Annotated in this window: 1 pseudogene; it reads right to left on the bottom strand. The window is 43.4% G+C overall.

Annotated features, from left to right (window positions below):
* Window positions 1-1533, bottom strand: a pseudogene (locus HMPREF2795_RS05100) (CshA family fibrillar surface protein C); the annotation flags it as partial.

Raw genomic sequence — 1533 nt, 5'->3', positions numbered from 1 at the left:
GAATAGCTTCATTGATAGCTACTGTTTTCTCAACGCCATCAACAGTTACTGTTCCACCCTTGAATTCAGGCTTACCTGTTTGGGTGGCACCTTGAATATCAGTTGTTTCAGCTGGAGTTGCTGTTGGTGTGACAGAAACGATTTCAGGCGTGTAAGTTGTATCCACCTTGATACCGTTTGAGCTTTCAGCTTGAACCTTGGCTGGTGTTACTACACCTGTGTATGATTTATCCGTCGGTGTGAAGGTTACTTGTCCAGTTGCTTGATCAATTGAATAAGTACCAATTTCAGTTGTGCCATCTTCAGCATAAGCTGGTGTGCTTGTTACTTCATTACCATCATTATCCAAAAGTGTGTAGCTATCTTCTTTAATCGTAATCGCTTTATCTTGACCATTTACTTGAACAGTTGCACCTTCAAAGGTTGGTGTTCCAGTTTGTGTCGCACCTTGGATATCTTTTGAAGTGGCTGGTTGAGCTGTTGGAACAGCAGCTACAACAGTTGGTGTATAAGTCGCATCTGAAGTGATGGTTGAAGTCTTACCATTGGCATTTGTAATGGTTGCAGTTGCTTGAACTGTTACACCTGTTGCAGTTCCGACAAAGTCTTTTTCAGGAGTGAAGGTTACTACTCCTGTAGTAGGATCAATTGTATATGTTCCTTCGCCTGCTACTGTCACAGTTGTTTCATCGGTTGGTTGACCTGTTGCAGGATCAATCAATTTCTTACTTGTAATTTGAGCAGTCTCATCATCACTCAATGCAAATGTAGGAGTCTCTGTTTGAGGAACATTTTGAATGTCTTCAGAAACTTTATTTGTTGGAGTAAGAGTAACCGGATTTACAGTTGGTGTATAAGTCGCAGAGGCTTTGGTTCCGTTCTTATCTTCACGAACAACGGTTACGGCTGGTGCAGTACCTGTAAAGCTTGGTTCTGGAACAAATGTCACAGTTCCGTCTGCTGCTACTGTATATGTACCAACACCTTCCACAGTTTCAGTCGTTGAACCATCGTCAAATGTTGCTGGAACATCATCGTTCATTGGTACACGGCTATTACCTTCAGTAAATTCAGGTTTACCTGTTTGAGTCGCACCTTGGATATCTGTTGATTCAGCTGGTGTTGCTGTCGGTGTTACTGGTGTTACGGTTGGTGTGTAAGTTGCAGAGGCTTTTGTTCCGTTCTTATCTTCGCGAACAACCGTCACAGCTGAAGCAGTTCCAGTAAATGATTTCTCAGGTACGAAGGTTACTGTACCATCTGCTACTACTGTGTATGTACCAACACCGTCAACTGTCTTGATAGTTGAGCCATCGTCGAAAATAGCTGGAACGTCACCGTTCATTGGTACACGGCTGTCACCTTCAGTGAATACAGGTTTACCTGTTTGAGTGGCACCTTGAACATCTGTTGATTCAGCTGGTGCTGCAGTTGGTTTAACCGGTGTTACTGTTGGTATGTAGGTTGCAGATGCTTTGGTTCCGTTCTTATCTTCACGGACAACCGTTACGGCCGGTGCTTTACCTGTGAATG

The organism is Streptococcus sp. HMSC056C01 (assembly GCF_001811305.1).
Taxonomy (GTDB): Bacteria; Bacillota; Bacilli; order Lactobacillales; family Streptococcaceae; genus Streptococcus.
Note: the sequence above shows the minus strand (reverse complement) of the source record. Positions and strands in the feature narration are given on the sequence as shown.